The following is a 26701-nucleotide window of genomic DNA, read 5'->3' as shown; positions in this document are numbered from 1 at the left end:
CGTGGACGCAGCCGCGGACCGACAGCGGACGGCCTTTCCTGAGTTCCGCTTTACCGGCACCTGGCGCAGCTATCAGGCGCGGGTGCTGCATGAGCTGGAAGACCACCTGAACGACGCCCGGCTCAACATCGTGGCGGCGCCGGGTGCGGGCAAGACGGTGTTGGGCCTGGAGGTTCTGCGCCGTCTCGGGCGCCCGACCCTGGTGCTTTCGCCGACCCGTGCGATTCGCGACCAATGGCTGCAGCGCCTGGAAGAGCTTTTCGACCCGGAGAGCGGTCCCTGGCCGCCGGGACTCGGCAGCGACCTTTCGACGCCCGGCTGGCTGACCTCGACCACCTATCAGGCACTCCACGCCGCTCTGCGCGGCCTGCTGGAGTCCGAGGAGGAAGAGGACGAAGGAGCAGAGGCCGACTCCGAGGAATCTGGCGACGTGGAGACCGGTGACGAGGAGGACGACGATGACGCGCCCTCCGCTGCCGCCGCCACGGGTGAGGCGCTGCTGGCGGCGCTGGAGGCTGCGGGCGTTGAGACCCTGGTGCTCGACGAGGCCCATCATCTGCGCCGCGCCTGGTGGGAAAGCCTGCAGGAGGTCATCGGCCACCTGCGCGCCCGCAAGAAGAACTTCCACGTCGTCAGCCTGACGGCGACCCCGCCCTACGACGTCGAGCAGGAGGAGTGGAACCGCTACGAGGAGGTCTGTGGCCCCATCGATGCGGAGATCTCCATCCCGGAACTGGTGAAGCAGGGCGACCTCTGCCCGCACCAGGACTTCCTGCACTTCAACGTCGCCCGGGGCGCGGCCTTCAGCAGCCTGGCGGCCTTCGCCCGGGAGGCCGGTGCCCTGACCCTGGCCTGGGCGCAGGACCGGGAGGTCATCGACTGGATCGAAAGCCATCCCTGGATCACCGCGCCGCAGGGCCACGAGGCCCAGATCCTGGCAAAGCCCGCCGTCTTCTGCAGCCTGTTGGCGGTTCTGAAGGCCAACCGCCGGCTGGTGCCGCCGGAAGGTCCGGCGATCCTCTGCCTGACGCAAAAGGCTCTGCCGCCGCCGAGCGCCCGTCTTCTGGAGGCGCTGTTTCAGGAAATCCTCTCTGGCGAAGCGCCCTTCGACGCGCCTGACATCGCGCAGGGCCTGCGCCGCGACCTGCAGTCCATCGGCGCGCTCTGGCGGGGCCGCGTGCGCCTGCGCAAGCAGCAGGATCTCGTGCGCGCCCTGGCCGGGACAGCGGGAAAGCTGGACAGCATCGGAGACATCGCCCGCGCCGAGTTCGCCGCGCTCGGCGCGCGGCTCCGCCTCGTGGTCCTCACCGACTTCGTGCGCGCCTCCGCGTTGTCACGTCCCGCGGACCGCTCCAGCGACAGCCTGGGGGCGGGGCCGGTGCTGCGGCGCCTGGGCCAGGCCGGGCTGGCGCCCAATCTGCGCCCGGCATTGATGACGGGCAGTTGGATCGTGATCCCCGACGAGGTCGTCCCGGCCCTCCACGCCGAGGCGGCCAGGCTGGGCTTCGCCGAGGGCGAGATCACCCTGAAACCGATGCGCCACATCCCCGGCTGGTCGCGGGTCGTGGTCACATCGGGCAAGGCCTCGCGCTGCCTGCGGGTGATCACCCATCTCTTCGAGGACGGACATCTGCGCTGCCTCGTCGGGACAGCGGCGCTGCTGGGCGAAGGCTGGGATGCGCCTTCGATCAACTCCCTCATCCTGGCGACCTCGGTGAAGTCCTTCATGCTGTCCAACCAGATGCGGGGGCGGGCGATCCGCGTCTCGAAGAGAGACCCCGACAAGGTCTCCGCCATCTGGCATCTGGCCACGATCCTGCCGCCCTTTTCGGACCTCTCGGCCGGTGAGACCTCGCTCTGGGACCTGCTGTCGCTGCAGGGCCAGGACGCGGCTGCACGGGGCCGCCTCGATCTCAATCCCTTTGCGCTGGGTTTTGACGCTTTGGCGGTGTTTCGCCGCTTCAAGACCTTTGCCGGCGTCTCTCACTTCTCGCCGCCGGTCATCGAATCGGGCATTCAGCGCCTCGGCATCGAGACCCTTAAATGGGATGAGCAGGCGGCAAAGGACTGGAACAGCACCATGACGGCCCGTGCCGCGGATCGCGGCTTTGTCGCCCGCGCCTGGGCCGAGGTCTTTTTCGACAAATCAGCCGTCGAGCGCCCGGCGGCCGGCGCCGTTCTGCCGCAGCCCACAGGGCATCAGGGTCTCGTTCGTTTCGGTACGACCTGGATCCTCGCGGGCCTGGCCGGTGCGGCCCTGCAGCTGCTGGTCGCGAGCGTGGAGTTCCTCCGATACGGCCTCGACACCTGGATCATGCTCGTGGGTGCCGGCTTCCTGCTGCTTGCCGCCTATCACAGCGGGGCGATCCTGCGCACGCTCCGGGCCGGCTCGCCGGTACGCTATCTCAAAGAGATCGGCCGCTGCGTGCTGGACGGTCTCAGTATTGCCGATGTCCTCGACAAGCCCCGCAACGCCCTGGACGTTCACGTTGAGGAAGGCCTGGACCCGGGCACGCGCTACTGCCGTCTGGCCGGCGGCGGGCATCACGACGAGGTGGCTTTTGCGGATGCCATGGTGGCGGTCTTCGAGCCTATCGCCAATCCCCGCACCCTGCTGATCCGCCATCACCGCCGCGGCTGGCTGAAGCAGATGGATTATCACGCCGTGCCCGATGCGATTGCCGCCGACAAGGCGGCTTTGGAGGCCCTCCGGCGCGCCTGGGAGAGACGCATCGGCCCCTGCGAGCTGGTCAACACGCGCACGCGCGAGGGGCGCCTGACTCTCCTGCGGGCACGCACACACGCCTATTCCGCCGGCTATCCCCGCAAGGCCGAGCGCCGGCTGCGCTGGGAGTGAGCCGGCGTTTGGAGTGAGCCCGGGTTTGGAGTGAGCGGCCCTCAGGCCCGCTCAATGCGGAACTGAAAGCAGTTGTATCCGGCGGAGCGGACGTGGATGTAGGCGATGTCCGGTCGCTCGAAGAGCTTCGTGGAAACCGATTCGATGTCTTTTGGGGCGACGGTCTGGCCGGTGCCGTAGACGATGCGGTCGTCGGGACTATAACCGCGCAGCAGCACCGCTTCGCGCGACTTCAGATAGCCCGGCAGGCCGTCGGTCTCGCGGTAGCGGGAGCAATCCTCGGCATGGATGAAAAGCGGGCCGACCTCGGCATAGGGCTGCGTGCCTGGGAAGGGGCGGTGGGCCAGCACCAGGAAGGGATCGCCCGCGGGCATGTCTTCCAGGCAGTGGCGGCAGGGGTTGCCGCCGCCGTCGGAGACCCTGCGCTCCGGCTTCTGACAATTGGCGTCCATGCCGCCATTGCGCAGGCGCTTTACGGTTTCGCTGTCCAGGGCGACGACTTTCACGGCGGACATTGCAAGGCTCCTTGGCATTGATCACGCCGCCAACTCTGCCCTGGCCCCCATCTCGGCTCTATCCGCTTCTTGCGCCTCGGCGCAGAAGCTGCTCCTTTGCCCGCACGGGTCAACGCGGGAGGTGGACTTGGCAGGGACGGCAAAGGACTTCAGCGAGATGGCGGCCCTGGTGGTCGGCGGCACATCGGGGATCGGTTTCGCGACGGCGGAAACGCTGCTGACCGCCGGGGTGCCGCGCCTGCGTGTCGTTGGCCGCAACCCGGAGCGCGCGGCGCTGGCGGTCGACGATCTGCGCCGGATCAACGAGAAGGCGGACGTCGGCGCGCTGGTGCTGGATTGCAGCGAGGGCGCGGCGGCGGAGGAGATGGCTGCCGCCGCGGCCCGCGGCATGGAGGGCATCGACCTTCTGGTCTGTTCGCCCGGCGGCAACACCCTGCCGGAGCTGCTGTTCCGCCAGCCCATCGCCCAGGTGAACGCCACGCTGCAGCAGGACCTGGCGCCGACCCTGAACGCCTGCCGCGCGGTGCTGCCGGTGATGATGGAAGCCAACAGCGGCTGCATCGTCACCGTCGCCTCCGATGCCGGCAAGGTGGCGACGCCGGGCGAGACGGTAATCGGCGCGGTCATGGCCGCCATCGTCCAGTTCACCCGCGGCCTCGCCATCGAGGGCAAGCGCAACGGCATCCGCGCCAATGCGGTGACCCCCTCCCTCGTCGAGGGCACGGCATTGACCGAGCGCTTGATGGCCGAGGGCACCTTCTCCAAGAAGCTTTTCGAGAAGGCGCGGCCGCTCGCCGGCCTCGGCCCGACGACGGCGCAGGATCTGGCCGATCTCATTGTCTTTCTCGCCAGCCCGGCGGCTGCCCGCATCACCGGCCAGGCAATCTCCGTCAACGGCGGCATCAGCGCCGCCTGAATAGCGCCACGCGCTTGATCCGGCCAAGAGCAGCCAGTTCACGCCGATGTGATGCCTTAGCGACCACGGCGGCGGAATAGCCCTGGTGTGCTGAGCGTAGGTCAGTCGCGTCAGTATCGGCGAGACCGGCTGCCTGGCGCCTTTTTCTGATCACGCGAAGGGATTCTCCTCATGCACAGACTTGCGCAGCTTGGTGCAGCGGCCGTATTGGCGCTGTTGCCGACGGCTGGCTTTGCCGGCGCCTCCGGTCTCTACGACCCAGACATCCGCCATATGCCGAAGGACGGCGTTGTCCGTGTCTTCGGTCCAGGCGGTCCGCACAGCGCCTTCATCAAGGCTGCCCGGGCCTTCCAGGAGAAGTCCGGTGTCGAGGTCGAGGTCGTCTTCGGCCCCGAAAGCAAGTGGACCAACGATGCGCAGGCCAGCGCGGATATGATCTTCGGCAGTTCCGAGCAGTCGATGACCGCGTTTCTGGAAACCTATCGCTTCGTTGACAGCCGCGATGTCGAGCCGCTTTTCATTCGCCGCTCGGTCATTGTTGTCCCCAAGGGAAACCCCCGGGCGATCTCGGGCTTCGACGATCTTTTGCAGCCCGGAATGCGGATCGTCGTGACCGAGGGAAAGGGTGTCTACAACACCTCCGGGACTGGCGTCTGGGAGGATATCGCCGGGCGCCTCGGCGCTCTTGAGGACGTCAAGAATTTGCGGGCCAACATCGTTGCCTTTGAAAAGGGCAGTGGAGCCAGCTTTCGCGCCTTCAAGTCGCGCAATGCCGATGCCTGGCTGACATGGGTGCATTGGCCCCTCGATCACGCTGAAGTTGCTGATTATGTTGAGTTGGAGCCCGAGCGTCGCATCCATCGGGTGACCAATGCCGTCGTCTCGCCCGACGCGGACCCGGGAACACAAGACTTCCTTGCCTTCCTGAAGAGCCCGGAAGGGGTTGCGCTCTTTGCGTCGGAGGGGTGGGTCAGATAATCCTATTGTGCTTTGGGCACTCGCTGGGGCCCTCGGCCCCGGCGACACCGCGCCGGGCCGGCCGCTAAGGTCACCTTTCCTGAAATAAAATCGCCCGATGGCCCGTATGTAAGGGAAAGCCGCCGCTGAGCCCAAGCAGCCGCGCGCCAGATTCGAGAGGATCGTCCGGGTATGTTGAGGAACCGTTCCTTGTTGATCGCGGAAATCCCGCATCTGCGGCGCTTTGCGCGCAGCCTGGCGCGCGATCCCGATGCCGCAGACGATCTGGTGCAAAGCTGCCTGGAACGCGCCCTTTCGCGCTTTCACCTCTGGCGGCCGGAGCGTCGCCTGCGGCCCTGGCTGTTCACCATGCTGCGCAACCTCCACGTCGACACGGTGCGGCACCGCTCGACAGCCCGGGCAGGCGAGCAGCGTTCTGCCGAGGTGGTGCCGCTGACTCAGCGTGCCGGCCAGGAAGACAGCGTAACGGCGCGACGCGTGCTGGACGCCATCGACCGCCTGCCGGTGGAGCAGCGCGATGCGGTGCTGATGGTCTGCGTCAACGATCTCACCTATGGGGAAGCGGCGGAGGTTCTGGGCGTTCCCCCGGGCACCCTCATGTCGCGCCTGCATCGTGCCCGCACGAAACTGCGCGAACAACTGGGATTGGCGGAGGACGCACCTTCGCTCCGACAAGTAAAGTGATGGCCGCTATGAACGAAAACCGATCCTCCGTGACCACCGAAGAGCTGCATGCCTATGCGGACGGCAGGCTGCCACCGGAACGCGCCGAGCTGGTCGAGGCCTACCTTCTGGACCACCCGGCGCGCGCCGCCGAAGTCGAGGACTACCGGCGTATCAACCGCGCGCTGGGTGAAGCCTTCGACTCTGTGCTGGATGAACCGCTGCCCGCCGCCCAGGTCGCCCTGGTGCAGAACCGGCCGCGCCGCCTGGCCGCTCCGTTCATGGCGGCGGCGGCCGGCCTGCTGCTCGGTATCGGGCTCACCTGGTCGGTGCAGACGCTCGGCTCTGGGCCCCCCACCGCGCTCGGCCAGCTCTCCGAGACCTCGGCGGCGGCTTACACTGTCTTCGCGCCGGAGGTCCGCCACCCGGTGGAGGTGCGCGCGGCCGAGGCCGGGCATCTCTCCGCCTGGCTCTCCAACCGCATGGGCATGAGCTTCCGCATCCCCCGCCTCGGCGACCTCGGTTTCGAACTGGTCGGCGGCCGTCTGATGATCGGCGATCACAGCCCGGCCGCTCTTCTCATGTACGAGAACGCCGATGGGCGCCGCCTCGTGCTCTATGTCCGCAACGACCTGACGCAGCGGGGCGACTCTGCGCCGGTCTACACGCGGGCGCGAGATACAGGGGTGGTCTCCTGGATCAGCGGCGAAACCGGCTATGGCCTGGCCGGCGGCTTCAGCGAGGGCGAGCTGCTGCCGGCAGCCCGGCTGGTGCAGGCGCAACTCTCGTCCTAGGCGGATTTGCTGCAGTTATGGACTGGCGCGGTGAAGGGCCGGTGCACCCGATTTCAATCCGTCAGAATCTGCTCTAGGGTGTCGCCGCCGCAGAGCAGAAGACAGATCGGGGCAGACCGCCATGTCCGAGATCGGGCTATTGATTGTAGAGCCGGCGCGCCGGGACTCGATCCTGCTTTCGGACGGGCGCCGGCTGGCGTGGTCGGAGTGGGGCGAAGAGACGGCGCGGCCGGTCCTCTTCTGCACCGGGGCGGCGATGAGCGGTTCGCTGGGGTTCGGCTTCGCAGCGCTGCGCGACTGCGGCCTGCGGCTGCTGAGTATCGACCGGCCGGGCCTCGGGACCTCTGATCCGCACGCAAACAAGACGCTGACCACCTGGGCCGCCGACATGCGCGAAGTCATCGCCGCCCGGTCCTTGCGGCGGCCCCTGGCCGTAGGCTTCTCCCAGGGGGCGCCCTTCGCCTTTGCCCTGGCTGCGGAAGGTCTGGTGACGGCGCTCGCCGTGGTCGCCGGGCAGGACGAGCTGGCGCATCCCGCCCTGCGCGACAAGTTGGAGCCCGAGGTGGCCGCCATGGTCGCCGCGGCGGCGGGAGACCCCAGCGGTCTGATCCGGGGGTTTGAGCAGATCGCAAACGTCGAGGCCTTCTGGCAGATGGTGATGGCCATGAGTGCCGCGAGCGACCGTGCCGTCTACAAGAGCCCGGGGTTTGCAGCCGCCTACCGGCGCTGTCTTGAGGAGGGATTTGCGCAGGGCTCCGCAGGGTACCTGCGTGACCTGGTGATCGCACTCCAGCCCTGGCCCTTTGCCCTGGAAGCGATCGAGCAGCCCGTCGATCTCTGGTACGGCGCCTTGGATACCAGCCCGGTCCATGCGCCGGACGGCGGCCGCGGTCTGGCCGAGCGTCTGTCTCGGGCGACCCTCACAATCGACCCGGCGCAGGGCGCCGCCCTGCTCTGGACCCGAACCAGGGATATCCTTGCCCGTCTCTGCAGTCACCCCTGACCCCGCGCGGGCACCGTCCTTGCTCTGACTTTCCGGCTTGACTTCCGCGTGGGGTGCTCATAGATAATTTCATAGCAATTGATATGAAATGGAGCCCGCAGTGGCGCGACCCAAGGAATTCGAGCCGGAGGAAGCCCTGGAGAAGGCCATGCACCAGTTCTGGGTCAAGGGCTATCACGACACCTCGATCCGCGACCTTGTCGACCGCACGGGGGTGAACTACTACGGCCTCTACGGTGAGTTCGACAGCAAGCACGGCTTGTTTCTGGCCGCCCTTGATCATTACCGGAAGACCATCACCGCCGAGGCCTTGCGCGAACTGAAGAAGCCCGGCCCGACGCTTCAGGCAATCGCGAGGACTTTCGCGCGTCTCAGCGAAAGTACGCGAACGGAAGACGGGCGGGTCGGCTGTCTGATGTGCAACACGGCGGTGGAGATGGCGCCGGGAGACGCAGACTCGGCAGCAAAGGTGAAAGCCCACACCAAGCTGCTGCAGGACGCCTTTCGCGCCAGGCTGGCCGAAGGGATGGCTGCCGGCGAGCTTGCGGCGGACAAGGACCTGACCGCCCTGGCCGAGTTTCTGGCCACCACGGTCTACAGTGCCGGCTTCCTGACCCGGTCGGGCTTCAGCGAGGCCCATGTTCGGCGCTACGTCCGCACCGCGCTTGCGGTACTGGAGTAAAATTTTTTGGCCCATTTCATAGCGAATGATATGGAATTTAGGAAGAAAGGAGACCTGCTGTGCCGACTTTGAGCTATGCGAAAGACTTCCAGGGCGTCGCCGATGTTTTTCTGCGCGATCCCGGGCGCTACGCGCCGCTGCTGCAGTTCATCGAGTCGGTCATGGCCGGCGAGTCCGATCTGACCAAGGCGGAACGCGAGATGATCGCCGCTTATGTTTCCAAGCTGAACGGCTGCGACTTCTGCCTCGGCGCCCACAAGTGGACCCTGGCGGCCCTGGACATCGACCTGAAGACGATCGAGGCGGTGGAGGCGGGTCCGGACGCCGAAGGGGTCGAGGAAAGACTGCGCCCCTTGCTGCACTTCGCCGGCAGGCTGACCCGGAACCCGGAAGCGGTCGGCCAGGCCGACGTCGACGCGCTGCTGGCGGCCGGCTGGTCAGAGCAGGCGGTGGAAGACACGATCAACGTGGCATCCCTCTTCAACTACGTGAACCGCCTGGTCGATGCCTTTGGCATCGAAGGCAACGAGAGTTACTTCAAGCAGGTCGGCCGCGCGCTGGCGACCCAGGGCTACGAGCCGCTGATTCGCTCGGCCCTGAAAAAAGCAAGCTGACCGGACCCAATTGCGAGCGAGAGGAGAAAAGATATGACCGATACACTGGCATGGCAGGTCCGCGGTGAGAGCTTTCAGGACGGCAGCCGCCTGGACGACTGGGTGAAGATCGAAGAGAGCGGTGTCTGGCACTGGCAGTACGACACCCACGAGCTGACTTTCGACATCTACGAACACGACGGCCAGTACTGGAAGCTTTACCGCGCCCGCTTTGTGCAGGATGGCGCCACCGAATACGCCTATGGCTTCGGCGGACAGGCCTGCCGCATGGCGCTGGTGGAATACAAGCAGCGAGGCCGTTCGCCGCATTCCTCCAGACTGATGCAGCAAGGTGACCGCGAGTGGGTGCGTACCTACGAGGTCGATGAAGCCCTGCACGATGTTCTCAAGGCCGGCCGCCGCAATGCGAAGTACGGCGCGCCCTACGGCCCCAAACAAGCAGCCGCGTAGACGCGCCGAGGCGCGTCTGGAGAGGAGAGGAAAGGCCATGTCCAAGCCGCTCGTTCTCATCACCGGCGTCGGCGACACCACCGGCGCTGCCCTGGTTCGGCGCTTTGCCGCGGGCGGCTATCGCATCGCGATGATCGCGCGCAATGCGGAGCGCCTGACCGCGCTCGAGGACGAGGTCGAGGATGCCAGGGCCTATATCTGCGATGTCGGCGATCTCGACGCGCTCACCGACACTCTGGCCAAGATCAAGGCGCAGATGGGCAAGCCGGCGGTGCTGGTGCACAACGCGGTCGCCCATACCTTCGACACCTTCCTCGACGCGGACCCGCGGGATCTGGAACGGAATTTCCGCGTCAACACCACCGCGCTGCTCTATCTCGCCCGCGCACTGGCGCCGGACATGATCGAGGCGGGCCAGGGGGCCATCATGGTGACGGGCAACACGGCTTCCCACCGCGGGGTGGCGAACTACGCCCTTTTCGCGCCCACCAAGGCGGCGCAGCGTATCCTCGCGGAGTCCCTGGCGCGCGATCTCGGGCCCAAGGGGATTCACGTCGGCTACGTCACCATCGACGCCGCCATCGACGTCACCTGGCTCGGCAGCGAAGAAGAGCGGCCGGCCTGGCTGAAGCCGCCGGCAGGATGGCCCTGGCCGGACGAGGACTACTACGCCAAGCCCGATGCCATCGCCGAGGAGGTTTACCACCTGGCGCATCAGGACCGCTCCACCTGGACCTTCGATCTCGTGATCCGCCCCTTTGCCGAGAGGTGGTGACCAAGGACACGCGAGCGCACAGCAAGAATCGGAAGCCGAAGCCATGCAACTCTCCATGACCCCCGTCCTCCTGGCCGTCGAACTGGGCTTTCTGTTTTTCCTGGCGCGGCGCTGCGAGCGCAGTGCGGGCGTGCCGGTGATGATGGCGCCGGTCTATCTCTTCCTGGTCTGGGTGACCGCTTATGCCATCCTCACCAGCGTCCTCGGCGCGCGCGGGCTTTACGTCAGCGAAGCCATGCTGCGGCTCTACCCGGCCTTCTGGCTGCAGCTCGTCACCGTCGCCGTCTGCGTCCTGCCGCTGGTCTTCTTTGCCCAGGTTCGCGCCGGCATGCGGCGGATCGTCGACGTGACGCCGCTGCATTGGTTTGCCTGGTTTCATGCCCTCAGGATCACCGCCCTCGGCACCGCGGCGAAGACGGCGTCGGGAGAGTTCCCCCTCTACTTCGAGCTGTTGGTGGGTCTGCCGGACCTGGCCTTCGGGCTCTCCGCCCTCTGGGTCGCGCACCTGCTGAAGCAAGAGCGCATGGGCGCGCGCGGCTTTCTCTGGTGGAACCTGGTCGGTGCCCTGATTATCGTGCCCTCGGCGCCGGTCCTGATCCAGCTCGGCCTGCCGGGGCCGCTGCAGGTCTTTACCGCGCTGCCGGACGCGCGGGCAGTGATGACCTACCCGATGTCCATCGCTCCGATGATCGGCGTGCCGCTCTTCGTTCTCGTCAACCTCTGGGTCGCCTGGCGGCTCTGGGAACGGGAAAGGATATCCCGGGCGGCCGCGGAATAATCTCCGGCGGCGGATCGTAGGTGGGATGCCGCATGTCCAAACCGGAGCGATCTCTGATGCTGAAATCCCGCCTTTCCTCCGTCGCCGGCCTCGTCCTTCTGGCCGGCTGTGTGTCCGGCCCGGCCGCCGCCGAAACGGCGACCGAGCGTGCCACCGCTCACTTCGATGCCATCGCCCAGGGCCGGTTGGCGGCGGTAACCGCCGCCTACACCGAGGCCAGCACCTTTCAGTGGGTCGGCGGTCCGCTGGACGGTGTCTATACCGGCAAAGCCGCCATCGCCGAGGTCTGGCGCAAGTTCACCGGTGCCCAGGGACCACTCGACGTCGAGGTTATGAACATTGCCGAGAACGCCAACCCGAAGGGCGCGACCGTCACCGCCGACGTGAAGTTCCTGGGCAAGAAGACCATCCCCGTGCGCTATGTCCTGACCTACCGGGGGGACGCATTGGTCAGCGAGATCTGGCAGATCGACCCCAAGCTGGGCCAATACTGAAACCACCTGGGCGGGGCGGCTTCGCGAGGCAGGCTGCCCCGCTCTCGTCGGGCCTCTTCTACCCCTGCCGGCAGTCCGCAGCCGCGATCCGGCGCTGCGCGGCGAGGGCGACACCCAGCAGGCAGAGTGCGAAGCCGGCGACGCCGGCGAGGGTGAGGGCTTCGCCGAACATCGCCCAGGCCCAGACCATGGTGACCGGCGGCGTCAGGTAGATCAGGCTTGCCACCCGCGTCGCGGTGGTGCGCCTCAGGCAGACCCAGTAAAGACCGTAGCCGCCGAGCGTTGAGAACAAGATGAACCAGGCGACCGCCAGGCCGAAAGCCGGCTCCAGCGGTGGCCAGAAATTGCCCTCGAGGAGGGTCAGGATCAGGAAGCCGGGTGTGGCGACGATGCAGTGCACGGCAAGGGCGGGCAGCATGGGCGTGCTGTCATGCCGCGCTTTGGCATAGAGCGTCGCGCCGACCAGGCTTGCCATGCCCAGGAGGCAGAGGCCGTAGGTCCAGACCGGGGCAACGCCGCTGTCGCCGCCGACGGCCAGCGCGACCCCGGCAAAGCCGAGCAGCAGGCCGAACCACTGGCGCCCCCTGACGTTTTCGCCCAGGACTGGGCCGGCCAGCGCGGCGGTCGCCAGTGGCTGCAATGCGCCGATCAGAGCCGCGAGCCCGGCGGGCACGCCAAGCTCGATCGCTTTCAGCCCCGCCGCCAGATAGACGAACATGCCGAAGAAACCGATGACCGCCTGCCGGCGGACCTGCAAGGCGGTGACGCCGCTGCGGATAGCCTGGTGAAGGAAAGGGGCAAGCAGCAGGCTGGCGATCAGGAACCGCCAGAACAGGACCAGAAAAACCCCTGGGGTGTCGGCCGAGAGCTTGCCGCCGATAAAGCCGGAACTCCAGGCGACGACCATGGCCGCCTCCAGCAGCAGCGTCACCAGAACGGCGCGTCTCATCTCCGGCGCCGGGCAGGGGCGTGGCGCCGGGCGGCGGCAGCGGTGGCGCTCTCCGTCAACAGATCTTCGGCCGCATCGCGCGCCTGCGTGATGGCCGGCCTGTTTCCCAGCAGGCTGCAGGCCGCGACCGCGCCTTCGAGCAGGAGAAAGACCCGCGGCGCCAGCCGCCGCGCGTCCGGCGCGCTCCAGCCGCCTTCGCGCAGACGCCTGCGGCAGATCGCGAGGTAGTCTTTCTTGTGCTTGCGCACGCGCGCCCCGATCGCGGGCTCGTCCGGGTGCGCGGCAGCGGCGCGCAGAAAGAGGCAGCCGTTATCGGTGCCGCCCTTCTCCTCGGCCCAGCTCAACAGGCCGTCGAACAGGCTCAGGACTCTCTGCGCGCCTTCGGTCTGTGCGGCAAACTCTTCGAGCCGCGCAAAAAAGGCGGCTTCCCGGTAGTCGAGCACGGCGACTATCAACCCGCCCTTGCCGCCGAAGTGACGATAGAGGGTGCCCAGGGCGACACCGGCCTCTTCCACGACGCGGTCGATCCCGGTCGCGGCGAAGCCCTCCTCATAGAAAAGCCGGTCGGCCGTCGCCGTCAAAGCGTCACGTTTCTTGCTCACCAGGTATGGATAGAACGATCGTTCTACTACGTCAAGTCGGCGGCCTTCGCTTCCTCCTGCAGCCAGCTGCAGAAGGCCTGGACCTTCGGCCGGGCGAGCGCGCCCGGCGGCGTCACGATGTAGTAGGCCGACTCGCTGGGGACTCGAAGGTCGAAAGGCTCCACCAGGCGCCCCGCCGCCAGGTCGTCGGCCACCAGGACGCGCTGGCCCAGGGCGATGCCATGCCCTTCGACGGCAGCCTGCATCATCAGGCCGGCGTCGCTGAACTGCGGTCCGCGGCGCTGCGCGAGCTGCTCCAGCCCGGCGGCCTCCAGCCACTTGATCCAATCGGGAAAGACCAGCCGCAGCATGGTGTGGTGCTGCAGGTCTTCGGGCTTGCGCAGGGGCTGGCGCCCGCGCAGCAGCGCCGGGCTGCAGACCGGGAAGAGCTCCGTCGTCATCAGCAGCGTGGCGGAGACGCCCGGCCAGCGCCCGCTGCCGAAGCGCACCGCCACGTCGATGTCGTCCTCGGCGAAGCTGGTGAGCGCGTTGGAGGTGGAGAGACGGACGTCGAGGTCGGGTTGCCCGGCCTGCAGGCGAGCGAGACGCTGCACCAGCCACTTGGCGGCAAAGGACGGCGTCGTCGCGACGGTCAGGCGGCCGCCATGATCAGCGCCGCGCACCTGGCTGGTGGCACTGGCGATCTGGTCGAGGGCCGGCCCAAGGGCCTGGGCGTAGTCGCGACCGGCGGCGGTCAGGGTGATGCCCCGGGCCTGCCGCAGGAAGAGGCTGACGTCCAGCTGCTGCTCCAGGTGGCGCACCTGCTGGCTCACCGCCGCGGGCGTGATGTTCAACTCGGCGGCGGCCTGGGTGAAGCTGCCGTGGCGGGCGGCAGCTTCAAAGGCGCGCATGGCGATCAGGGGAGGCAGGTCACGCGGCAAGGTCCGGTCTCGCTGTTCAGTCTAACAATTAAGTTGGACTTAGTCTCGGCTTAGTTCTTTTCATTTGTCAAGACGACCGTCCGGCGGCATGGTCCGACCACACTCCCCAAGTGAGTGGCTGCCTTTCCTCCCATCAAAGGCGGTTACTGTCCAAGGACCCGCGTGACGGCAGGCACCGCCCTTCGCTTTGCCGTCACGCGGGTTTTGGTTTTGGGGAGGGGTCACCAAAGGCTGCGCTTCGACGCAACTACCGTTGCCCTTGACACTAAGTTGTACTTTAACAATTCTAAGACCTGATCGGGGCGCCGCCGGTGCCCGGTTCCCGCCGTCTCTCCGTCCGCCCAACCTCTGGAGGCCCCGCCATGTCAGATACCGTCCCCTATGTCGCCCGCGACAAACGTTATGACGGCATGACTTTCCGGCGCTGCGGCCACAGCGGTCTCGACCTGCCGGCGATCTCCCTGGGACTGTGGCACAACTTCGGCGGTGACAGGCCCTACGAGAACGGCCGCGCCATCTGCCGCCGCGCCTTCGATCTCGGTATCACCCACTTCGACCTCGCCAACAACTACGGGCCGCCGCCGGGCTCGGCCGAGGCCAACTTTGGGCGCATGCTGGCGCGCGACTTCGCGCCCTACCGCGACGAACTCATCATCTCGACCAAGGCCGGCTACGACATGTGGCCCGGCCCCTACGGCATCTGGGGCAGCCGCAAGTATCTGACGGCCAGCCTCGACCAGAGCCTCAAGCGCATGGGGCTCGACTACGTCGACATCTTCTATTCTCACCGCTTCGATCCCAACACGCCGCTGGAAGAAACGATGGGCGCGCTCGATGCCGCTGTGCGCCAGGGCAAGGCGCTCTACGTCGGCATCTCCTCCTATGGGCCGCAGAAGACCCGTGAGGCGGCGAAGATCCTGCGCGACCTCGGCACGCCCTGCCTCATCCACCAGCCAAGCTATTCCATGCTCAATCGCTGGATCGAGGAGGAGGGCCTGCTCGACGTCCTCGACGATGCGGGCATCGGCTGCATCGCCTTCTCGCCGCTGGCCCAGGGCATGCTGAGCAGCAAATACCTCAAGGAGGTGCCGCAGGACAGCCGCGCCGCTGCCGACAAGTCGCTGCGCCCGGACTTCATCTCGGAGGAAAACCTCGCCAAGATCCGCGGCCTCAACGAGATCGCCCAGCGGCGCGGCCAGAGCCTGGCCCAGATGGCGATCGCCTGGGTGCTGCGCGACCGGCGGGTCACCTCTGCGCTGATCGGCGCGAGCCGGGTGGAGCAGGTGGAGGACTGCGTGGCCGCCCTCGACCACCTGACCTTTACCGAGGCCGAACTGGCTGAAATCGATTCCTTCGCGACCGAGAGCGGGCTTAATCTCTGGGCCGCGTCCAGCGCGCACGGGTGACCGCCGCAGGAGCCGCCGCAGGAACGGCCACCCCGCGCGCACATAGCAGTCTTTGCATTTCGCTCAACCAAGGCTTGTCTGTAGTCGATTCGTTCAACTTTTATCTCCTCCTGACGGGGCAAGCCTGTTAGGATTCGGAGCGGTCTTTGGGGGTAAGAGGACCGAGGCTAAGGGGCAAAGGGGTGTTCGGGCTGATCGAAAGCCAGCCGCTGAAGCTGCTGCTGACGCATTATCTGGAAGTACGGGGCGCGCGCCGCCTGCCGGCACGTCGTGATATCGACGCCCTCAAGCTGGGCCCGGTGCTGTCGGTCATCTGGATCAACGAGTACGAGCCGGAGGCCGGAACCTTCCGCTACCGCCTGGCCGGCGAGGAGGTGAACGCGGTCTTCGGCACCTCGGTTTCCGGCCGCCTGCTCTCCGACTTCGTCGCCGAGGAGTTCTTTGCGCCGGTGAACGAGAACTTCCTCAGGGTCATCGACGCTGAAGAGGCCATGCTGGTCAGCGGCCCCATGTACCGCTGTGCGGAGCGGGTGGCCATCGGCGAGCGCCTCGCCCTGCCGCTGTCAAGCGACGGCGAGAAAGCGGACGGGATCATCGGCGCGACGGTGCGGCGCTCCCTCGTCGATCTCGACAGCGTCGCCTTCCAGGACCAGCAGCGGACCTTCGTTTCCATTGATGACCTGGAAAACCCCGTTGCCGGACGGGCTGCCAACGGTCCCGGCTGCTAGCCGTTTCCAAGAACGGTTCCTCTGCTCTGTGGGCTTGAGCCCTTGGCTCCGCTGTGGTGCAGTGCCGGGCCATCGCATGCGGACAGCACGGAAGGAGCGCTCGTGGAACCACCCCGCGGCGGGCTGATCATGCCCGGCTATCTGAGAGAAATGACGGCCTACAACGCGTGGCAGACCGGCGTCGTCGTCGGCCACCTGGATGCACTCGGCGAGGCGGAGCGGACAGCGGAGCGCGGCCTCTTCTTCGGTTCCCTCCACCGCACCTTCGATCACATCGCCACCATCGACCGCTGGATTCTGGATGTGGTGGAAGACGTCGGGGTCAAGGCCATCGACCTGAAGGACATGGTCTTTGGTGACTGGCCTGATCTGAAGGCCGAGCGCGACCGCCTCGACCGCCGCATCGATGCCCTCGCAGCGCAGGCCGATCAGGCCTGGCTGGACGGCATCGTCGTAATCGAAAGCAGGTCCTTCGGGCGCACCCGCCGCATACCGCGCGGCCTCTACCTCGTGCAGATGTTCAACCACCAGACCCACCACCGCAGCCAGATCACCACCGAACTCTGGCGCATGGGCATCGACTACGGCGGCACCGACATCCCCTTCAGGCCGGACAGCCCTTACTAGGCTTTGCCGATAAGACTCTGGCAGTTTGTGTCAGCGGGGGCGCAAGACGATGACTGCGCTGAGTTGCGATCCCTGGCTAGTCCTCAAGGAAACCCCATCCATCCGGCTCGTAGCCGTGTTGCAAGGCGATTTCCGTTGTTTCCCGCTCGAGGTTCCAGATCGATTCCGGCGTCAGAACCATCGCCGGCGCCTTGGCTTCGATCGTGCGTTGGTCAGAGTAGGCGCGAGTCTCCATGCCGACTTTTCGCAGAGCTTCGACAAAGTCATCGGGGTTGCCGCCGCACGAACCCGGCACGAATTGGAGCTCCAAGTTATAGGGGCGGCTGAAGTCGACGCCCTTGGTCTTTAGGTCGTTCCAGACCCAGTCGGTTTCGCGGCGCTGTTTCTCCCAGTCACGGTGGCCTTCCGTCTCGGGCATTGGTTGGCTCTCCAGAAAACACAGGTTCCAGAAACAGGAGTGATGCCGCTCACCACCCCGGCCGGCCGGTCAGCGGATAGCGCGGGTCGTTGTAGCCGGGGGTGGAGGGATGGCCGGGCGCCACAAGGGAATTCATCAGCGCCTCGTCCTCTGGGTCGAAGCTGTGCTCGAGGGCGCCGAGATAGCCTTCCCAGTGTTCCATGGTGCGCGGGCCGGCGAGGATCGAGGTGACGATGGGGTTGGCCAGCACCCAGTTGATGGCGAAGTCGGCGGCGGTCATGCCCTTGGCCTCGGCATGGGCCCTGATGGTCTGGGCGATGATCAGGGACTCCTCGCGGAACTCGGTCTCCATGATGCGCACGTCGTTGCGTGCTGCGCGGGTGCCCTCGGCGGGCGCCGCGCCGGGCGCGTACTTGCCGGTCAGGACGCCGCGGGCCAGCGGGCTGTAGGGCACGACACCCAGGCCGTAGTATTCGCAGGCCGGCAGGATCTCCACCTCCGGCACGCGGATCATGGCGTTGTAGTAAGGCTGGCAGACCACCGGCCGGGCGAGCCCCGCCAGTTCGGCCAGGCGGACCAGTTCGCAGATGCGCCAGGCGCGGAAGTTGGAGACGCCCCAGTAGATCGCCTTGCCGGAGCTGATGACGTCGGCGACGGCGGTGATCACCTCCTCCAGCGGCGTGGAGTAGTCGTCCAGGTGCAGATACCAGATGTCGACGTAGTCGGTGTCCAGGCGGTCGAGGCTGTCTTCGATGGCCTGCAGCAGCCACTTGCGGCCCAGGCCGGCGGCGTTGGCGTGACCGTCCTTCACCGGATTGCCCGCCTTGGTGGCGAGAACCCAGGCATCGCGCTCGGCGGCGATGGCACGGCCGACGATTTCCTCCGAGCGGCCCTGGGCGTATTGATCGGCGGTATCGATGAAGTTCACCCCCTGGTCGCGGGCGTGATCGATGATGCGCCGCGCCTCGGCCTCTTCGGTCTGGTCGCCGAACATCATGGTGCCGAGACAGACGGGGGAGACGGTCAGGCCGCTGCGGCCAAGCTTGCGCATGTCCATGGGGGAACCTCGCTTCGGGATGGGGCTGAAGTCTTGGATGAGCTGGGAAATGACGGAGGCCAGTCTAGTCCGATCCCGGTCGGACGGGCAACGATCCGTCTCTTGTTGCAGCGGGTGTTGCAGGACTGAAACAGCTTCGGTCTTGGACTGCCGCGGGGCCGCATGCTAAGGCAATGGCAACACTCCGAACTTCCATAAACAGAGAGAACGGGAGCGGGACCATGCGCTTTGGAACCTTGCTATCCACCCTGGCCCTGGCGGCCTTCGCCGCGACGGCAACGCAGGCGGCCGATATCACCGTGGCCACCACCGCCATCGTTGAACACCCGGCCCTGGATGCCGCACGCGACGGCGTGCGCGACGAGCTGGCCGCCGCCGGCTACGAAGAAGGCCGGAACCTGCGCTTTCTTTATGAAAGCGCCCAGGGCAACCCGGCGACCGCCGCGCAGATCGCCCGCAAGTTCGTCGGCGAGGCGCCCGACGTGATCGTGCCGATTTCCACGCCATCGGCCCAGGCCGTGGTCTCGGCCACCAAGGATATTCCCATCGTCTTCACCGCCGTCACCGACCCGGTCGGGGCGAAGCTGGTGGGCGACCCGATGAAGCCCGGCGCCAACGTCACCGGCATGAGCGATCTCTCGCCCATCGGCAAGCACCTCGATCTCATCAAGCAGATCTCTCCCGACGCCGCCTCCATCGGGGTGCCCTTCAATCCCGGCGAAGCCAATTCCATGACCTTGCTGGAACTGGTAAAGCAGGAGGCGCCGGCGCGCGGCCTGACGGTCGTCGAAGCGCCGGCAACCAAGTCCTCGGAGGTTCTGGGCGCGGCCCAGAGCCTGGTCGGCAAGGCCGATGTCATCTACGTGCCGACCGACAACACCATCGTCTCGGCCTTCGAGGCCGTGGTGAAGGTCGGCATCGACAACAAGGTGCCGGTCTACGCCGGCGACACCGACTCGGTGGCGCGCGGCGCCATCGCCGCCCTCGGCTTCAACTACTACGACCTGGGGCGCCAGACCGGCCGCATGGTGCTGCGGGTGCTGAAAGGCGAGGCGCCCGGCGACATCGCGGTGGAGGGCGTGGAGATCACAGAGCTCTATGTGAACCCTGGCATGGCCGAGAAAATGGGCGTCGCCATTCCCGATGCGCTGATCCAGCAAGCCAAGGAGGTGGTGCGCTAGACACCGTCGCCGCCCGCTTCAGGGTCGCGCCGCCGCAAGCGGACCTGAACTGCCATGAACCTCGTTTCCTTCCTCGGGGCGGTCGAGATCGGCCTGGTCTACGGTCTCGTCGCCCTGGGGGTTTATCTCTCCTTCCGCATCCTGAACTTTCCCGATCTCACCGTCGACGGCAGCTTCCCATTGGGTGCGGCGGTGGCGGCGACGCTGATCGTCGCCGGCGTCGATCCCTTTGTCGCCACGGCGGTTGCGGTGGTGGCCGGGGGGATGGCCGGTCTGGTGACGGCCGTATTGAACCTGCGCTTCGGCATCCTGCACCTGCTCGCCTCCATCCTCACCATGATCGCGCTCTACTCGGTGAACCTGCGCATCATGGGCCGGCCCAACGTCGCCCTGATCACGGAGCCCACGGTTCTCACGCCTTTTGAGGGCTTCGGGCTCTCCGGCCTCTATCTGAAGCCCCTGGTGGGCTTTGTCGTGGTGGCGCTGGTAGCGGCCTGCATCGCCTGGTTCCTGATCACCAACTACGGCCTCGGCATGCGGGCCACCGGCGCCAACCCGCGCATGGCGCGCGCCCAGGGCATCGCCACCGCCAAGGTAACGGCCACCGGCATGGCGTTGTCCAATGCCATGGTTGCGCTGGGCGGCGCGCTCTTTGCCCAGATGAACGGCTTTGCCGACATCACCATCGGCACCGGCACCATCGTCGTCGGCCTTGCCGCCGTCATCGCAGGCGAGGCGATCTTCCGCGTGCGCGGCGTGGTGGTGGCGGTGGTGGCCTGCCTGCTGGGTTCCATCATCTACCGCCTTGCCATCGCCCTGGCGCTCAATGCCGATGCCCTGGGCCTGAAGGCCGCCGACCTCAACCTGGTCACCGCCGTGCTGGTGACCCTGGCGCTGATTCTGCCGGGCGCGCGCAACCCGCTGAAGAGTCTCTTGAAGAAGGGGAAGCGCGCATGATCCGGGTCGAGGACCTGCGGGTCACCTTCAACGCCGGCACCATCATGGAGACCCGCGCCCTCCAGGGGATGAGCGTCGAGATCGGCGCCGGCGAGTTCGTGACCGTGATCGGCTCCAACGGTGCCGGCAAGACGACGCTGCTGAACTGCCTCACCGGCGAGGTGCCGCTCACCTCCGGGCGCATCGTCATCGACGGCACCGACGTCACGGCCTGGCCGGCGCCGCGCCGTGCCGCCCTGGTGGCGCGCGTCTTTCAGGACCCCCTGGCCGGCACCTGCGAGGATCTCACCATCGAGGAGAACCTGGCCCTGGCGGCGGCGCGCGGCACCAGCCGCGGCCTCGACAAGGCTTTGACGGCTGCGCGGCGCGACGAGTTCCGGCAGAAGATCTCCCGCCTCGGCCTCAACCTCGAGAACCGCCTCGGCGACCGCATGGGGCTGCTCTCCGGCGGGCAGCGCCAGGCGGTCAGCCTGGTCATGGCAACCCTTCGGCCCACCAAGATCCTGCTGCTGGACGAGCACACGGCCGCGCTCGATCCGCGCATGCAGGCCTTCGTCCTCGACCTCACCCGGGACTTGGTGGAGGCGGAGAATCTCACCACCCTCATGGTGACCCACTCGATGCGCCAGGCCCTTTCCCTGGGCAGCCGCAGCCTGATGCTGCACGAGGGGCGGGTCGTCCTGGACGTCACCGGGGACGAGCGCGCCCGGCTGGGCGTGGGCGATCTCATGGCGCTCTTCGCCAAGGTGCGCGGCGAGGAACTCGACAGCGACTCCCTGTTGCTGAGCTAGGACCGCTTCAAGATAATTATACAAATGTATAATTCTGCGGGCTATGATCCGGGCGCGTTTTCCACCTCAGCAGGACCGCATGCCATGGCCGAACCCGTGAAGATCCGAAAGATCGGCAACTCCCTGGGCGTGACTCTTTCAGAGCATGTGAAGGCGATGGGCCTGAAGGAAGGCGACAGCCTGTACGTCGTGAAGACCCGCGAGGGCATCGAACTCACTCCCTTCGATCCCGATTTTGCCGAGGCCGTGGATGCCGCCGGCGACTTCATGCGGCGCTATCCGAGCGCCATGAAGAAGCTTGCGGAATGACGGACTATCGATGGCTGACCCAGGCCATGGTGGAGGCATTCCATCGCGAGTCCATCGCCCGCTTCGGCGGAAGCGATGGAATCCGCGATCCCGGTTTGCTGGAAAGTGCGCTGGCGCGGCCACGTAATCGCGCGGCCTATGAGGAGAGTGCGTCGCCCTTTGCATTGGCGGCGGAGTACACTCTCGGCATTGTCCGCAACCATCCCTTTGTCGATGGCAACAAGCGCAGCGGCATCCTGGCGGGCGCCGTCTTTCTGAGCATCAACGGTTGTGATTTCGAACCGGAAGAGACAGCCATCGTCCAGATGATCGTCGGTCTGGCGGCCAGCGAAGTGGACGAGACCGTTCTGACCGAATGGTTCCAGGAGTTCTCCAAACTCCGCGAAGCCGACGTGTGACTGCAGCCCGCGTCGCCGGGCACCGCGTTTAGCTCCGCCGTAGCGTAAGCGTAAAGAGGCCGGCGCCGATCAGCAGCGCGCCGCCGATGCGGTTCAGCAGGCGGCGCCAAGCGGCTGCGGCCAGCCGGCTTCTGAGCGCGCCGGCCATCATGGCGTAGGCCGAGTTGATCGGCAGGACCAGCAGCAGGAATGTGGCGCCGAGAAGGGCCATCTGCGGCAGCACGGGACGGCCGGGATCGAGAAACTGCGGGAAGAAGGCGGAGAAGAAGATGATGCCCTTGGGGTTCAGCAGGGTGACCAGAAAGGCATCGCGCAGCATCCGCCCCTGGGCGTCGCGGTCGTCTGCACCGGGGCCGTCGTTTGAACCCGGGAGCTCCGCCGGTGCGGCTGCCGCCCGCCACTGACGGACGCCGAGATAGATGAGGTAGGCGGCGCCGGCCCATTTCACAGCGGTGAAAACTTCCGCCGAAGCTGCAAGCAGGGCGCCGAGGCCGGCGAAGGACAGCATCATCGTGGTGGCGATCCCCGGCAGCACGCCCAAAACCGTCGTCAGCCCGGCTCTGCGCCCGCGGCGCAGCGTGTAGGCCACCACCACCAGGTTTGTGGGACCGGGAATCGCAATGACCACGGCGGCGGCGAGGAGAAAGGCGAACCAGACTTCGAACGGCATCGGCGGCGACTCCCGAGTTTTTCTTTGGTGCTGCGGTTCGTACCGCTGCCGATGCTCGCTGAACGCCGGACGTCAGTCCAGATTCATTCTTCCCCGTCTTTCTTCGTCAGCGCATGGCGCAGACGCTCCTGGAACTTGCCGCCGTCCTGACGGGTCGCCAGAAACTGCCGTACGGCCTCTCCGGCGGCCTCGCGGTCATAAGGCTCCCAACCGTCGATCTTGCGCAGGAACTGATTGATCGCCTGCGGATCGATACGATCGCGCAGGGCGCTCAGTTGCCGCAGAAGCTGACGGCGGGGATCGTCCGATGACTTGCTCATACCTGGTCCGGCGGGCCTTTCCGACGAAGCTGCTGTGCCTCACTTTTGTCACTCTACAGCGCTATGCGGTAAGGTTTCGTTAACGTCCTTTAAAGCCTGGAAGGCCGGGCGTTTCGGCGTCCGCCGGCTTGCCTGGCCTCTGGCGTGGTGGTAGAAGATGCTCCCATCTCGATCAAAGAGCACGCGATTTCAAGTGCTTAGCTTGGCGGCTCAGGCAACTGGCGGCTGTCTTGCCGGTCGGTTGAGGATCGCCGTCCCAATCTGCCGCCAGAGACCGGACCCAAAAACGGGGGGTAGCATGAACAAGCGAAAGTACCGAACGGTATGTCCTTAGGCCTACACGAAAACCGCCAGCGCCGCCGCCGGCGCTTCTGGTGGGCCGTGACCAAGTGGTCGCTGGCCCTGATCGCCATCGTTGCGGCCGGTGCCTACTCCTACCGTATCGGTTCCCAGCTTGCGGCCCGCGACGTGACCAAGGCCGAGCAGCGCATCGTCGAGCTCACAGAGGAAGTCGGTGGGCTGGAGCGGCAGTCCGCGGCCCTGGCCAGCGAGCTGGCGAAGTCCAAGGAGTCCATTGCCGCTTGGCAGGCGCGCTACGAGCGCGAGGTGCCGACGGGCTTCGTTCGCGAGCTGATGAGTCTCGTGCAGCAGAAGCTGGATGCGGGCGCCGATCAGGAGCGGCTCGCCTTCCTGGTTTCTACGGCACAGAAACCGCGCACCTGTGACGAGACGCCGCAGACCAAGCGTTTCATCGTCACCACCTCCCTGCAAAGTGGGGCGAACGACGCCGTCAGCTTCGCCGACCGCAGCATCACGGTCACGGCCAGCGGCACGGCGGCGCGCGATGCAAGCGGGAACATCGAGGCCTGGTTCGATCCCAACCAGCCCGTGAAGATTGCCTTTACGGAGCTGGGCGGAAAGTCCGTGACCGCCGAAGGGGCGCTGCCGCTGCACCGCTCCATCGTCGTCGGCGACGACGAGTACCGCTTCACCTTTCTGCCCGGCGCCCGGGGCTTTCTGTCTGTAACCGCCGACCGCTGCGACTATCCCTGAGCCGAATCGCAGGCGCTTGAGTGGGCGCTGATCCGCCAGCGGCGCGCCGGGCCGAGAACCCCGATCAATCACTGATTTCAGGGGCTGCTGCGCGGCTGGCGTGCCCGGATGCGCCGGGCCTTGAGCCACTGGGCTCGCGGTTTCCCCGGCCCGGTGCAGCATGCTAGGTTTTGGCGACCGCCCTTCGCCGGAAGAGGTGACAGCCTTGCGTTTTCCTGCCGCTTTTGACGTGCTTTGCGCTGCCGTCCTGGCGCTGATCCTCTTTCTTCCGCAGCCTTCCTCGGCGCAGTCGACAACGGGGCCCGAGACCTCGTCGGTCCTGGCCGAGCAGTGGACCCGCACGCTCGACCTCGTGGAGCAGCAGCTTCGGCGCGCCGACACCACAGCCGAGGACGCCCGCAGCTTTCTCGACGTCACCGCGCGTGTCCGCCGGGAAGCCACAGAGATCAAGGGTGTGGCCGAGGATAGTATCGGGGATCTGGAAAGAAGGCTCGAAGTCCTGGGGCCGGCTCCCGATGTCGAGGCGGCCTCGGAGGACGAGGAGCTTGCGGCACAGCGCCAAGAGATCGAGGACGAACTGAAGGGGCTGCGCGCCCGCGTCGTCCAGGCCAACCTCTCGATCGTTCGGGCCGACGAGTTGGACCGTCTGGTCGGCGCACTCTCCCAGCGCAAGCGCTTCGAGGCGCTGTTTCGGGTCTACCCTTTTCCTTGGTCGCCGGACACCTGGGCCCGCGGCGTCCCGGAGTTTTTCGACGTTCTGGGCAAGATCGCGCGCTCGCCGATCATATGGTGGCAGGCCCTGGAAGGGGAGGAACGGCGCGCTGCAGTTCCCACCCGTGTCGCGATCCTGCTCATTCTTGCGGTTGCCGTTGGCTGGCTGCTGCGGCGCTGGCTGCTGAGACGCTACGATCGCAATCCCGCACTCATGGAGCCCAGCTACGGATTTCGCCTGATCGCCGGCATCGCCAATGCCGCTGCCCGGGGCATCGTTCCGGCCCTCATGTTCGGCGGGCTGCTCTATCTCGCGATTTCCAGCGGTGCCGCGGAGCGCAGCCTGTTCTGGGCACTGCTCGCGCTCTGCTTTGCCGTGATGATCTTCTTTTCGCTGGCCTGGGCACTGCCCTATGCGGTGCTTTCGCCGGATATGCCGCAGTGGCGCCTGCTGAACGTTTCGCCCGACAACGCCCGCGTCCTCGGGCGCCGCTTCACCCTGCTGGCGGCGTTCGTGGCGGTCGAGGTTTTCTTGACCGAGGCGCACAAGCTGATCGGTGTGACCGACACCTACTTTGCCCTTTCGACCTTTGTCCTAAACGTTCTTCCGGCGCTGGTGCTGATCGACATGACGCGGCGCAGCCGCTGGCTGAAGGCGGCCGAGGCGGGCACGGGTGACGATGCGGTCCCGAGTGCGCCTCAGACGGTGGTCCAGTCGAGTTTCTGGAAACTGACGCGGCGTCTCTTCATGCTGCTGGCGATTGCCAGCCTTCTGGCCTCGCTGGTCGGCTATGTGGATCTCGGCGACTTTCTGCTGCTGAATCTCGTGCTCAGCGCCATCAGCCTGGGCGGGCTCGTGATCCTGCGCGGGCTGGGACGCGAGCTTGTCGGCGTCTATCTGCGCTCCGGTTTCATGACCGAATACCTGGCGATCCGTCACGTTGCCCGCAGACGGATCAAGTTCTGGCTGCGCATGCTGCTGGATGGGGCCCTTGCCGTAGTCGGTGCGCTGCTGATCGCCTCCATCTGGTTGTCGCCCTTCGGCGAGTTCTGGACCGACGCGCGCCGGCTGGCGACGGGGATTTCCATCGGCGGCGTCACCATCTCCCTGGCCGACGTCTTTGCGGCCATCGTCGTCTTTGCCGTCGCCCTGCTGTTGACGCGGCTGTTCCAGAGATTTCTGCGCAACCAGGTTCTGCCGGAGTCCGGTTTCGACTCCGGTGTCCAGCACTCGCTGGCTGCCGGCTTCGGCTACCTGGGGATCATCCTCGCGACGATGTTCGGCATTTCGGCGCTGGGCATCGACCTGTCCAACATCGCCCTCATCGCCGGTGCGCTCTCCGTCGGCATCGGCTTCGGCCTGCAGACCGTCGTCAGCAACTTCGTCTCGGGCATCATTCTGCTCATCGAACGACCGATCAAGGTGGGCGACTGGGTGGTGGTCGGCGCCAACGAGGGCTTCGTCAAGCAGATCACCGTGCGCTCCACGGAGTTGCAGACCTTTCAGCGTGCCTCGGTGATCATTCCCAATTCGGACTTCATCTCGACCCCGGTGATCAACTGGACCCACAAGGATCACTACGGCCGCATCGAAGTGCCGGTCGGCGTCGCCTACGGATCGGATGTGGAGAAGGTGAAAGAAATCCTGCTCGGCTGCGCGCAGCGCCACGAGCAGGTGCTGACCTCGCCGGAGCCCCATGTGTTGTTCATGAACTTCGGCAACAGCAGCCTCGACTTCGAACTGCGCTGCTTCACCAATGAAGTGAGCTATCGGCTTTTGATCGGCAGCGACCTGCGGTTCGAGATCGACCGGCAGTTCCGCGAGGCCGGGATCGAGATTCCCTTCCCGCAACGTGTCGTTCACATGGCGGATTCCGGCGCCGCTGCGCCGACAGAGGAAGCGCCCGTTGGTCCGTACTTCGGGTCCGGCCCCGAAGCTGCCGGGCCCAAGGCCCGCTCCGGCGATTCAAAGGCCCCCGATCCCAGGGTCCTGGGCTCGGAAAGCCCGGACTCCGATGGATCTACCTGAGCGGCCGGCCTAGTCGCCACGTTCAGCGGCGACTGGAAATTCCCCACGATAAGACT

30 protein-coding genes are annotated in these 26701 nt (G+C 66.3%); 22 read left to right on the top strand and 8 right to left on the bottom strand.

Going from position 1 to position 26701, the window contains the following annotated elements; translation table 11 throughout:
- Positions 1 to 2857: DEAD/DEAH box helicase family protein (locus Q0982_RS07895; protein ID WP_299393890.1), on the top strand; the 2857-nt coding region annotated here is incomplete at its 5' end.
- A 41-nt stretch (positions 2858 to 2898) separates the two neighbouring features.
- Here the strand turns inward: Q0982_RS07895 and Q0982_RS07890 are convergent.
- Positions 2899 to 3372 (bottom strand): DUF1203 domain-containing protein, encoded by a 474-nt coding sequence (locus tag Q0982_RS07890; RefSeq protein WP_299393889.1) that lies wholly within the window; start codon positions 3370 to 3372, stop codon positions 2899 to 2901.
- Between the two features lie 127 nt (positions 3373 to 3499).
- Between Q0982_RS07890 and Q0982_RS07885 the strand changes: the two genes are divergently transcribed.
- The 11 genes from Q0982_RS07885 to Q0982_RS07835 all read left to right on the top strand — a co-directional run bounded on the left by Q0982_RS07885 (position 3500) and on the right by Q0982_RS07835 (position 11519).
- Positions 3500 to 4288, top strand: a complete 789-nt coding sequence (locus Q0982_RS07885) for an SDR family NAD(P)-dependent oxidoreductase (RefSeq protein WP_299393886.1) — start codon at positions 3500 to 3502, stop codon at positions 4286 to 4288.
- Positions 4289 to 4459: 171 nt separating this feature from the next.
- Positions 4460 to 5266, top strand: a complete 807-nt coding sequence (locus Q0982_RS07880; protein ID WP_299393884.1) for a substrate-binding domain-containing protein — start codon at positions 4460 to 4462, stop codon at positions 5264 to 5266.
- 189 nt (positions 5267 to 5455) lie between these two features.
- The gene (locus Q0982_RS07875) at positions 5456 to 5950 is read left to right on the top strand and encodes a sigma-70 family RNA polymerase sigma factor (RefSeq protein WP_299393882.1); all 495 of its coding nucleotides are present in this window, start codon (positions 5456 to 5458) and stop codon (positions 5948 to 5950) included.
- A gap of 8 nt (positions 5951 to 5958) precedes the next feature.
- Positions 5959 to 6723, top strand: a complete 765-nt coding sequence (locus Q0982_RS07870; protein ID WP_299393881.1) for an anti-sigma factor — start codon at positions 5959 to 5961, stop codon at positions 6721 to 6723.
- A 121-nt stretch (positions 6724 to 6844) separates the two neighbouring features.
- Positions 6845 to 7726, top strand: a complete 882-nt coding sequence (locus Q0982_RS07865; protein WP_299393878.1) for an alpha/beta hydrolase — start codon at positions 6845 to 6847, stop codon at positions 7724 to 7726.
- Positions 7727 to 7826: 100 nt separating this feature from the next.
- On the top strand, positions 7827 to 8408 hold the full coding sequence (locus Q0982_RS07860) for a TetR/AcrR family transcriptional regulator (RefSeq protein ID WP_299393874.1): 582 nt from the start codon (positions 7827 to 7829) through the stop codon (positions 8406 to 8408).
- A 59-nt stretch (positions 8409 to 8467) separates the two neighbouring features.
- A complete protein-coding gene (locus Q0982_RS07855) occupies positions 8468 to 9022 on the top strand; it encodes a carboxymuconolactone decarboxylase family protein (protein ID WP_299393872.1) in 555 nt (184 codons plus the stop codon).
- Between the two features lie 33 nt (positions 9023 to 9055).
- The gene (locus Q0982_RS07850) at positions 9056 to 9472 is read left to right on the top strand and encodes a hypothetical protein (RefSeq protein WP_299393870.1); all 417 of its coding nucleotides are present in this window, start codon (positions 9056 to 9058) and stop codon (positions 9470 to 9472) included.
- Positions 9473 to 9509: 37 nt separating this feature from the next.
- A complete protein-coding gene (locus tag Q0982_RS07845; protein WP_299393867.1) occupies positions 9510 to 10247 on the top strand; it encodes an SDR family NAD(P)-dependent oxidoreductase in 738 nt (245 codons plus the stop codon).
- A 55-nt stretch (positions 10248 to 10302) separates the two neighbouring features.
- Positions 10303 to 11025, top strand: a complete 723-nt coding sequence (locus tag Q0982_RS07840) for a hypothetical protein (RefSeq protein WP_299393864.1) — start codon at positions 10303 to 10305, stop codon at positions 11023 to 11025.
- Positions 11026 to 11081: 56 nt separating this feature from the next.
- Positions 11082 to 11519 carry a nuclear transport factor 2 family protein gene (locus Q0982_RS07835; RefSeq protein WP_299393862.1) on the top strand — a complete coding sequence of 146 codons (438 nt, stop codon included), beginning with the start codon at positions 11082 to 11084 and terminating at the stop codon, positions 11517 to 11519.
- A 58-nt stretch (positions 11520 to 11577) separates the two neighbouring features.
- Here Q0982_RS07835 and Q0982_RS07830 read toward each other — a convergent pair whose 3' ends face one another.
- The 3 genes from Q0982_RS07830 to Q0982_RS07820 are packed head-to-tail and all read right to left on the bottom strand — an operon-like array spanning position 11578 to position 13990.
- Positions 11578 to 12468: a DMT family transporter gene (locus Q0982_RS07830; protein WP_299393859.1), complete on the bottom strand. Its 891-nt coding sequence runs from the start codon at positions 12466 to 12468 to the stop codon at positions 11578 to 11580.
- Complete coding sequence (locus Q0982_RS07825) at positions 12465 to 13049, bottom strand: TetR/AcrR family transcriptional regulator (RefSeq protein ID WP_299393857.1); 585 nt, start codon at positions 13047 to 13049, stop codon at positions 12465 to 12467. The genes Q0982_RS07830 and Q0982_RS07825 overlap by 4 nt, the downstream gene beginning before the upstream one ends.
- A 47-nt stretch (positions 13050 to 13096) precedes the next feature.
- A complete protein-coding gene (locus tag Q0982_RS07820) occupies positions 13097 to 13990 on the bottom strand; it encodes a transcriptional regulator GcvA (RefSeq protein WP_299393854.1) in 894 nt (297 codons plus the stop codon).
- Between the two features lie 362 nt (positions 13991 to 14352).
- Between Q0982_RS07820 and mgrA the strand changes: the two genes are divergently transcribed.
- From mgrA to Q0982_RS07805, 3 genes are all read left to right on the top strand, one after another.
- Positions 14353 to 15396, top strand: a complete 1044-nt coding sequence (gene mgrA, locus Q0982_RS07815; RefSeq protein ID WP_299393852.1) for an L-glyceraldehyde 3-phosphate reductase — start codon at positions 14353 to 14355, stop codon at positions 15394 to 15396.
- A gap of 182 nt (positions 15397 to 15578) precedes the next feature.
- A complete protein-coding gene (locus tag Q0982_RS07810; protein WP_299393849.1) occupies positions 15579 to 16124 on the top strand; it encodes a PAS domain-containing protein in 546 nt (181 codons plus the stop codon).
- Positions 16125 to 16226: 102 nt separating this feature from the next.
- Positions 16227 to 16751, top strand: coding sequence for a DinB family protein (locus tag Q0982_RS07805; protein WP_299393847.1), 525 nt, complete (start codon positions 16227 to 16229; stop codon positions 16749 to 16751).
- Between the two features lie 76 nt (positions 16752 to 16827).
- Here the strand turns inward: Q0982_RS07805 and Q0982_RS07800 are convergent, their stop codons facing one another.
- A complete protein-coding gene (locus Q0982_RS07800; protein ID WP_299393844.1) occupies positions 16828 to 17169 on the bottom strand; it encodes a ribonuclease E inhibitor RraB in 342 nt (113 codons plus the stop codon).
- A gap of 49 nt (positions 17170 to 17218) precedes the next feature.
- Entirely contained in the window at positions 17219 to 18226 is a 1008-nt protein-coding gene (locus Q0982_RS07795) for an aldo/keto reductase (protein ID WP_299393842.1), read from the bottom strand.
- Between the two features lie 221 nt (positions 18227 to 18447).
- Between Q0982_RS07795 and Q0982_RS07790 the strand changes: the two genes are divergently transcribed.
- From Q0982_RS07790 to Q0982_RS07770, 5 genes are all read left to right on the top strand, one after another.
- Positions 18448 to 19407 carry an ABC transporter substrate-binding protein gene (locus Q0982_RS07790; protein ID WP_299393839.1) on the top strand — a complete coding sequence of 320 codons (960 nt, stop codon included), beginning with the start codon at positions 18448 to 18450 and terminating at the stop codon, positions 19405 to 19407.
- A 54-nt stretch (positions 19408 to 19461) separates the two neighbouring features.
- Positions 19462 to 20364, top strand: a complete 903-nt coding sequence (locus tag Q0982_RS07785) for an ABC transporter permease (protein WP_299393837.1) — start codon at positions 19462 to 19464, stop codon at positions 20362 to 20364.
- Positions 20361 to 21155, top strand: a complete 795-nt coding sequence (locus Q0982_RS07780) for an ABC transporter ATP-binding protein (RefSeq protein WP_299393834.1) — start codon at positions 20361 to 20363, stop codon at positions 21153 to 21155. The genes Q0982_RS07785 and Q0982_RS07780 overlap by 4 nt, the downstream gene beginning before the upstream one ends.
- 84 nt (positions 21156 to 21239) lie before the next feature.
- A complete protein-coding gene (locus Q0982_RS07775; RefSeq protein WP_299393832.1) occupies positions 21240 to 21464 on the top strand; it encodes an AbrB family transcriptional regulator in 225 nt (74 codons plus the stop codon).
- Entirely contained in the window at positions 21461 to 21862 is a 402-nt protein-coding gene (locus Q0982_RS07770; protein ID WP_299393829.1) for a type II toxin-antitoxin system death-on-curing family toxin, read from the top strand. Before Q0982_RS07775 ends, Q0982_RS07770 begins: the two co-directional genes overlap by 4 nt.
- A gap of 28 nt (positions 21863 to 21890) precedes the next feature.
- Here the strand turns inward: Q0982_RS07770 and Q0982_RS07765 are convergent, their stop codons facing one another.
- Both Q0982_RS07765 and Q0982_RS07760 read right to left on the bottom strand, forming a co-directional pair.
- Complete coding sequence (locus Q0982_RS07765; protein ID WP_299393828.1) at positions 21891 to 22532, bottom strand: LysE family translocator; 642 nt, start codon at positions 22530 to 22532, stop codon at positions 21891 to 21893.
- An 83-nt stretch (positions 22533 to 22615) separates the two neighbouring features.
- Positions 22616 to 22852 (bottom strand): hypothetical protein, encoded by a 237-nt coding sequence (locus Q0982_RS07760; protein ID WP_299393825.1) that lies wholly within the window; start codon positions 22850 to 22852, stop codon positions 22616 to 22618.
- A 324-nt stretch (positions 22853 to 23176) separates the two neighbouring features.
- Between Q0982_RS07760 and Q0982_RS07755 the strand changes: the two genes are divergently transcribed.
- Positions 23177 to 23905: a hypothetical protein gene (locus Q0982_RS07755; RefSeq protein WP_299393823.1), complete on the top strand. Its 729-nt coding sequence runs from the start codon at positions 23177 to 23179 to the stop codon at positions 23903 to 23905.
- 205 nt (positions 23906 to 24110) lie between these two features.
- Positions 24111 to 26645 carry a mechanosensitive ion channel domain-containing protein gene (locus tag Q0982_RS07750; RefSeq protein WP_299393821.1) on the top strand — a complete coding sequence of 845 codons (2535 nt, stop codon included), beginning with the start codon at positions 24111 to 24113 and terminating at the stop codon, positions 26643 to 26645.
- Positions 26646 to 26701 lie beyond the last annotated feature (56 nt).

Source organism: Pelagibius sp. (assembly GCF_028281305.1).
Lineage (GTDB): Bacteria > Pseudomonadota > Alphaproteobacteria > Kiloniellales > Kiloniellaceae > Pelagibius.
This window is presented reverse-complemented; position numbering and strand designations above follow the sequence as displayed.